At 64.6% G+C, this 7,836-nt stretch carries 5 protein-coding genes; 2 read left to right on the forward strand and 3 right to left on the reverse strand.

Features of this window, described 5'->3' with window-relative positions; genetic code table 11:
- On the forward strand, positions 1–176 hold a 176-nt coding region (locus tag WAN71_RS05295; protein WP_422224329.1), incomplete at its 5' end, for a hypothetical protein.
- A gap of 26 nt (positions 177–202) precedes the next feature.
- Here WAN71_RS05295 and WAN71_RS05300 read toward each other — a convergent pair.
- The 3 genes from WAN71_RS05300 to WAN71_RS05310 all read right to left on the reverse strand — a co-directional run bounded on the left by WAN71_RS05300 (position 203) and on the right by WAN71_RS05310 (position 6,378).
- Positions 203–1,576 carry a hypothetical protein gene (locus WAN71_RS05300; protein ID WP_422224326.1) on the reverse strand — a complete coding sequence of 458 codons (1,374 nt, stop codon included), beginning with the start codon at positions 1,574–1,576 and terminating at the stop codon, positions 203–205.
- Positions 1,577–1,971: 395 nt separating this feature from the next.
- Positions 1,972–4,065 carry a substrate-binding domain-containing protein gene (locus WAN71_RS05305; protein ID WP_422224327.1) on the reverse strand — a complete coding sequence of 698 codons (2,094 nt, stop codon included), beginning with the start codon at positions 4,063–4,065 and terminating at the stop codon, positions 1,972–1,974.
- 99 nt (positions 4,066–4,164) lie between these two features.
- Positions 4,165–6,378 carry a malate synthase G gene (locus WAN71_RS05310; protein ID WP_422224328.1) on the reverse strand — a complete coding sequence of 738 codons (2,214 nt, stop codon included), beginning with the start codon at positions 6,376–6,378 and terminating at the stop codon, positions 4,165–4,167.
- Between the two features lie 225 nt (positions 6,379–6,603).
- Here WAN71_RS05310 and WAN71_RS05315 point away from each other — a divergent pair, with 225 nt between their 5' ends.
- Positions 6,604–7,818 (forward strand): IS110 family transposase, encoded by a 1,215-nt coding sequence (locus tag WAN71_RS05315; RefSeq protein ID WP_422224330.1) that lies wholly within the window; start codon positions 6,604–6,606, stop codon positions 7,816–7,818.
- Positions 7,819–7,836: the final 18 nt, after the last annotated feature.

Consider the following 7,836-nt stretch of genomic DNA (forward strand, 5'->3'; position numbering starts at 1 on the left):
CCGCCGAATGCCTCGTGGTCGACAAATGGGAGCACCCGTACACCCGCGAGCAGGCCGCCTACCCGCTGGGCCGGGACTTCCGGCCCAAGGTGTGGCCGCCGGTGCGCCGCATCGACAACGCCTACGGCGACCGCAACCTGGTCTGCTCCTGCCCGCCGGTTGAGGCCTACGCCTAACCCTCCACGGGCCGGAAGTCCGCGAACTACATGCCCAGCGCGGTGAGGATCTGTTGCGGCACGGTGTCCACCAACTCGGTGACCAGGCCGCCGATCGGCGCCACGCTCACGTTGGCCAGATCGCCGAGACCGAGATCGCCGAGCAAGCCACCCAGAGTCAGCCCGGACAGGTCGCCCAAGTTGGTCAGGTCTACCGGCAGGCTGGCGACGCCTAGGTCCTTCAGCAGGTCGCCCAGGGTCACGGTGTTCAGCAAGCTGCCGACGTTCAGGTTCGCAATGTTCAGGTCACCCAACAGACTGCTCAGGCTCAAGTCACCTGTCGACGGAACTGGAATATTCAGCGCTTTGAACACATCGGTCAGCAAGGTAGTGAGATCCAGAGAGCTGCCGTCGCCGAGGGTGAGGCCATTGACCAGTTGGTCCAAAGGTAAGTTCGTCAACGCATTGATGACCGGCTGAAGTAATACCCCTAGGCCGAGACCCCCCAGAATACTGTTGAGATCTAGCAAACTACCCAATTTGATGCTGCCCAGTCCCAGATCATCCAGCAAACCGCCCAGGCCAGCACCGCCTACGTTGGGGTTCAGACCCAAGTCGGTCAGCAGGCTCGTCAGATTGAAGCTGCCCAAACCGAGGTTGCCCAGCCCCAGGTCGCCGAGAAGCGTGCTGAGGGTCGGGTTGCCTAGCAGGGTGCCCAGACCGTCGTTGCTCAGCCCCAGATCGCTGAACAATGAGCCCAGGGTCAGGTTGCCCAGCCCGAGCTGACTCAACAGGCTGCTCAGGTCCAAACTGCTCAGGTCAGTGTTGCCCAGCCCCAGGGCATTGATCAGGGCGGTGAGGTTGAGGTCCACGTTCACGGATTGTTCGGGGGCGAGGATGCCGTTCCACAACGGGATGGTGATGGCGCCGTTCAACAGGCTGATGTTGTCCTCGCCGTTGAGGTAGCCGTTCAGGACGGTGGCGAGGCCCTCAAACCCAGCCGACGGGTTGGTTATCAACTGTTGCGCGACTTCATTGAGCGCGGTAAACGTGGCGCCCGTCGCCCCGAGGTTTGCGATCGCGAGCTCAAGCCCCGGCGGCAACGACACCGAGATCGTGCCGGGAAGCGAGGTGAGGTGAGTAGCGACGGTCGGGGTGAGGTTTGAGAACGCCTCGAGCACGCCGCCCGGGTTCGTCAAGAACGCGCTAAAGACCTGCGAAATCGCCGACGAGTCAGCCCCATTGAGGATGCTCTGCCAGTTGGCGGTCGTCTCGGTGAGGAGGTCCGACCATGCGTCGACCAGTTGGACCGGCCGCACCTGCACACCGATTGGCGGCGCTGCCACCGGGGTGACAGCAATCATGCTGGCGCCGACCAGGGCGATACCAGCGGTGACATAGGGGCGAAGTGCTTGTTGCATGACAGCTTCTCCTCCGTTGGGCGTCTACTGTGATGCATCTCACAGCTTGGCTGGGACTGTACCTGAGACTCAGATAAGAAACAACGAAAAATTCCCCATGTGCCTAATAAAATGGTCGGTTTCCACTAATCCGTACTTGACATCCAGTTACCCGGATTAACTCACCAATACGGTCCGCACCCTTGGAGACATACGCCGACCCAGACGCCGAATTGCATCCCGGCCACTTCGGGGGCTGGAATGGGAGAACTATTGAACAGCCGACCGTGCGCGAGTGGCGCGATGGTTTCCGCTGGCTACCGCCGGCCAGCGGAAACCGTGGACTTCCTGGGGTGCGGATTGTCGGACAAACCGACACTAGGCCGCGCTGCGACGCTCGCCCGGTAGCCGACCGGTCAGCTCAAGAAGTTGGTTACCGCAGTCGCCAGTTCGGGCGACGCCGACGTCGCCAGGTTCTGGTAGGAACCGCCGGACAGCTTCGCGACGGCTTCCCAGGTCTCCCGGTCGGAGTCGGAGCCAAAGTCGACGACATTGACGGCCACCGGCTTGGCCGGGTCGGTGCTGTCCTTGATGAAATCCCGCAGGCCCTGGCCGCCGAGGCTTTGGTCGGTGTGCGGTCCGGCGGTGATCACCAACACCGAATTCGTTTGCCCGGCATGGTAATTGGTAAGCGCGTCCTTATAGATCAGCCGCAGCGTGGTGAACGACACCGCGCCACCGGACGTCGCGTGCTGCTTGTCCAGTGCGGCCGTCAGCGCAGCCGACCGGGGTTGGCCGTCGACGTTGTCGGCCAGCGGACCGGCCGAGACCTCGCTTCGGCCTTCTTTACCGTCGAACGTCCACAGCCCGATCACGGAGTTGGGCGGCAGCGCCTTAATGCGGCTATCGAGTGCAGCAGCCACATTGGCCAGCCGGGTCTTGCCGCCTTCGTCGGTAATCATCGACTGCTCGAGCATGATGATGGCTGCCGGTCCGCTCGACGGTGTGGTCACGGTATTCGCCAGCGTGGCGCGCATGGCGTCGTCACCCACCGATAGCGTCGACGGCAGGGCCGCGAAACTGGTGACGTCGCTGCTGGGCGGCTTGACCCCTTCGACCCGGAAGCCGGCTTTGGCCAGCTCGCCGAGTTGATTGGGTTTGTGCATGAACTGGGCGAACGCGTTGGCCGCCGTCATTTGGTCCTGCGACAGCCACGAACCTTTGAGCAGCACGGTGGGATAGTCGGCGACCGCGGCCGGCCCCGGCGGCAGCCAGGAGCTCAGCGTGCTGCCGGCGTCGGGCAACGATTCGCCGCGTTGGAACAGTTGCTGTTCGGTGGTGACCACCGCGTGCACCGGCGAGGTCGCCGGATCACCCGGCCGCACAAGCGCATTCATCGCCTCAGCTAATGAATTGTCGGCCAACTTGGGTTGACCGGCAATCAGCGTGCGGACCGCGCCGCTGCCATCGGTCGGCGGTGCGCCCGGCGGTGCGGAGCCCGCCGCCACCGCCTCGCCGGCCAGATACGCGGCGTCGCTATTGCCGCCAAGCGGCAGCGCCAGCCGCAGCGACCCCCACGTCGGGAGCTTCAACGCGGCCAACGCATCGGGTTTGGTCTGCAACCCCGGCAGCGTCGACCACTTCTGGTCGCCGAGCGCACGTTGCAGCTCGGGTCGCACCGCGAGCACCACCGGCGAGGTGACCAGCGACCGGCTCTCGGTGATGGTCTCCTTCCCCGCAGTGGCCGCCAGCCGGGCCGCCGACACCGAGCTACCCGGGATCCACAGCGCGGGTCGCTGGCCCAGGTCTGCGGGCCAGTTCCCAATGAAACCGTCGACGACGGCATCGGAGCCGGCCGATTTGACACTGACTGCGACACAGTGGTCGCCGACCTGAGCGCCGGATCCGTTGAACCTCTCCGCGAACTGCTGGACGGGATCGGCGATGGACGGGTCGGCGATGATGGCGACGGTCTGTTTGTCGCCGACGCAGCGTGCGGCGGAATGCGAGCGGTTGGACAAGGCATCCCCGAAGAAACGCCAGAGGATGACCCCGGCCACCACCACGACAACCGCGACCAGGGCCGCGATCACACCGATGCTGACACCGCGCCGCCCGCCGTCACTGCGGTGACCGCCCCGCCAGTCGCTGAGGCCCCGATGACCGCCGGACGGCGGCGGCGGCGCAGCGGGCGGCTCTTGCTCGCGCCGCGGGAAGTCGGGGAAGTCATCCGGCGTGTCAACGTCGGCGGGGTGTAGGTCTTCCTCGCGGTGCTCGTCGTGATCGGGGGGGTTGGTGTAGTCGAAATACCCTGGATCGTCCGACAATTGGTCCGGATAGTCGCCAGCCGGCTGATCGCCAAAGCTCGGAGCCGGGATGCCACCGGGGTCGGGCTGGAAATCGCCGGGCTCGCGATACCCATTGAGGTCGCCGAAATCGTCGGGTTCGGAGTAGTCGTCGGACGGTTCGCCAGTGGGCTCGTCCGGATCCGGAGCTCTGTGCCTACCCATGCCGATGCTCTCCCGCGGGCCAGAAGTACGCCCCCGCAAACGGGAAGTGCCCCCAGCAGTTACTAGTCATTGGGATGGTAAGCGCGCCCCGAGCCGAAATCAGTCACCGACGCGGGCCTTAAATTCACGACGGCGCCGATGCAGGATCGGCTCGGTGTAGCCGTTGGGTTGTTGCGTTCCGCTCAGGATCAACTCCTGGGCGGCAAGGAAGGCGGTGCTGTCGTCGAAGTTGGGCGCCATCGGCAGGTATGTCGAGTCGCCGGCGTTCTGCTGGTCCACCATCGGAGCCATCCGCTCCAGACTGGCCCGCACATCCTCTTCGGTGATCACCCCGTGACGCAGCCAATTGGCCAACAACTGGCTCGAGATCCGCAGTGTGGCACGGTCTTCCATCAAAGCCACGTCGTGGATGTCGGGCACCTTCGAGCAGCCGACGCCTGCGTCGATCCAGCGGACAACGTAGCCCAGGATGGACTGGCAGTTGTTGTCGACCTCCTCGCGGATCTCCTCGGGAGCCCAGGCCAGTTCCTTGGCCAGCGGAACTGTGAGCAGCTCGTCGATGGTGGTCCGCTTCTTACCCTCGAGCTCGGCCTGCACGGCGCCCACATCCACGTAGTGGTAGTGCATCGCATGCAGGGTGGCCGCGGTCGGCGAGGGCACCCACGCGGTGGTGGCGCCCGCTTTGGGCTGGCCGATCTTCTGTTCGACCATGTCGGCCATCAGTTCGGTCATCGCCCACATGCCCTTGCCGATCTGTGCCTTGCCCTTGAAGCCGGCGGCAAGGCCGGTGTCGACGTTGGCGTCCTCGTAGGCCTTGATCCATGTGGTGCTCTTCATCGCACCCTTGCGGATCATCGGGCCGGCCTCCATCGAGGTGTGGATCTCGTCGCCGGTGCGGTCCAGGAAGCCGGTGTTGATGAACACCACCCGGTCGGCCGCGGCTTTGATGCACGCCTTGAGGTTGACGGTGGTCCGGCGTTCCTCGTCCATGATGCCGACCTTCAGCGTGGCCTGCGGCAGGCCGAGGACGTCTTCGACGCGGCTGAACAACTCGCAGGTGAACGCGACTTCGTCGGGTCCGTGCATCTTGGGCTTGACGATGTAGATGGAACCTGTGCGGCTGTTCGCCAAGGGGCCATTGGCCCCGTCATTGTCCGAGCCGGTCTTGAGCCCGTGAATCGCGGTCACGCCGGTGAACAGGGCATCCATGATGCCTTCGAACACCTCTTTTTCTTCGTCGCCTTCGCTCCACACAATCGCATCGTTCGTCATCAAGTGGCCGACGTTGCGGACGAACAACAGGCTGCGACCGGGCAGGGTCAACTCGCCGCCGTCGGGCGTCTTGTAGGTGCGGTCCTGGTTGAGCACCCGGGTGAACGTCTTCCCGTCTTTGCTGACCTCCTCGGACAGGTCGCCCTTGTTCAGCCCGAGCCAATTGCGGTAGCCGAGCACCTTGTCGTCGGCGTCGACGGCAGCCACCGAGTCCTCGAAGTCCATGATCGTGGTGACCGCCGATTCCAGGATCACGTCCTTGATGTCGGCGGCGTCGGTCTTGCCGATCGGCGACTGCGGATCGATCAGGATCTCGATGTGCAGGCCGTGGTTGACCACCAACACGGACCAGTCGGGGGAGCCGAACTCGCCGGTGAAGCCGACGAACTGGCCCGGGTTGGCCAGCCCGCGGGACAACTCGTCCCCTTCCAGGCTGACCAGCAGTCTGTTGTCCTTGATCGTGATGCCGGTGGCATTGGCCCACGAACCGGATGACAGCGGTACCGCGTCATCGAGGAACTTGCGCGCATAGGCGATCACCTTGTCACCGCGGACCTTGTTGTAGCTGGTGCCCTTCTCGGCACCGTCGGTCTCCGGAATGACGTCCGTGCCATACAGGGCGTCGTAGAGGGAGCCCCAGCGGGCGTTGGAGGCGTTCAGGGCGAACCGCGCGTTGAGCACCGGCACCACCAACTGCGGGCCGGCGGTCTTAGTGATCTCGTCGTCGACGCCCGCCGTGGTGATGGTGAAATCGTCGGGTTCCGGTAACAGATAACCGATTTCGGTGAGGAACTGGCGGTACGTCTCGGGGTCTATCGGCTCGATGACGTGATGCCGGTGCCACTTGTCGATCTGCGCCTGCAACTGGTCACGGCGGGCCAGCAGATCCTGGTTTTGTGGCTGCAGGTCGGTGACGACCTTGTCGACACCCGCCCAGAAGCTGTCGGGGTCGATGTCGGTGCCGGGCAAAGCCTCGGTGTTGATGAAGTCATACAGCACACGGGCGACGCGCAGGTTCCCGACCGGCACGCGATCTGTCATCGTTCCTTACCTTTCTTGCAGGGTGTTCGTGGCCGTCGGCCGTAGGCTTCGATTCACCCAGGGACGGCGGGTATGGCTTTCATCGCTCAGCCCTTGATGGCCGAGGAGGATTGGCCGCCCGCCGTCCCGCGACGACTCGACCGCTAATTGAGAGATGCGATGTGATCGCTGTGTAAGGACACGACGGCGTGGTCGTCTGCTGGGTTGATGGGAACTGGGACCGAAATGGAGGTAGTTGTGGCACAACCTGTGTGGGCGGGCGTAGACGCCGGGAAAGCGGACCATTACTGCCGGGTCATCGACGCCGACGGCAAGCCTCTGGTTTCGCGGCGCGTCGCCAACGACGAGGCCGCGCTGCTGGGGTTGATCGATACGGTCACGTCGCTGGCTGACGGCGGGGAAATCACCTGGGCGATTGATCTCAACGCTGGCGGTGCGGCGTTGCTGATCACGCTGCTGATCGCTGCTGAGCAGCGGCTGCTCTACATTCCTGGCCGGACTGTTCACCATGCTTCGGGTGGCTACCGCGGTGACGGCAAGACCGACGCCAAAGACGCCGCGGTGATTGCCGATCAGGCCCGGATGCGCCGTGACCTGCAGCCGCTGCGTCCTGGCGACGATATCGCCGTCGAGCTGCGCATCCTGACTAGTCGACGCTCCGATCTGGTGGCTGATCGCACCCGGGCGATCAACCGGCTGCGGGCCCAGTTGCTGGAATACTTCCCGGCGTTGGAACGCGCCTTCGACTACAGCAAAAGCAAGGCCGCGCTGATCCTGCTCACCGGGTATCAAACCCCTGATGGTCTGCGCCGGGCCGGTGCCGCCCGAGTGGGAGCCTTTTTGCGTAAACGCAAGGCCCGCAACGCTGATGCGGTCGCGACCGCCGCCATCGAGGCGGCCAACGCGCAATACACCCTCGTGCCCGGACAACAGCTTGCTGCGGGCGTGGTCGCCCGTTTGGCCGAGGAGGTGATGGCCCTCGACACCGAAATCGGCGACACCGACGCGATGATCGAGGACCGATTTCGCCGCCACCGCCACGCCGAAATCATCCTGAGCATGCCGGGCTTCGGTGTCACCCTCGGCGCCGAGTTCATCGCCGCCACCGGCGGGGACATGAGCGCATTCCCATCCGTCGACCGCCTCGCCGGCGTCTCCGGTCTTGCGCCTGTACCGCGTGATTCGGGCCGCATCACCGGAAACCTCAAACGCCCCCGCCGCTACGACCGGCGCCTGCTGCGCGCCTGCTACCTGTCCGCCCTGGTCAGCATCCGCACCGATCCCGCCTCGCGCACCTACTACGACCGCAAACGCGCCGAAGGAAAACGCCACACCCAAGCCGTCTTGGCCCTGGCCCGCCGCCGCCTCAACGTCTTGTGGGCCATGCTGCGCGACCACACCACCTATCAACCCACCACACCTAACGCCGCGGCGGCTTGACAACGTCATTGAGAATCC

It is taken from the genome of Mycobacterium sp. (assembly GCF_049280035.1).
Lineage (GTDB): Bacteria > Actinomycetota > Actinomycetes > Mycobacteriales > Mycobacteriaceae > Mycobacterium.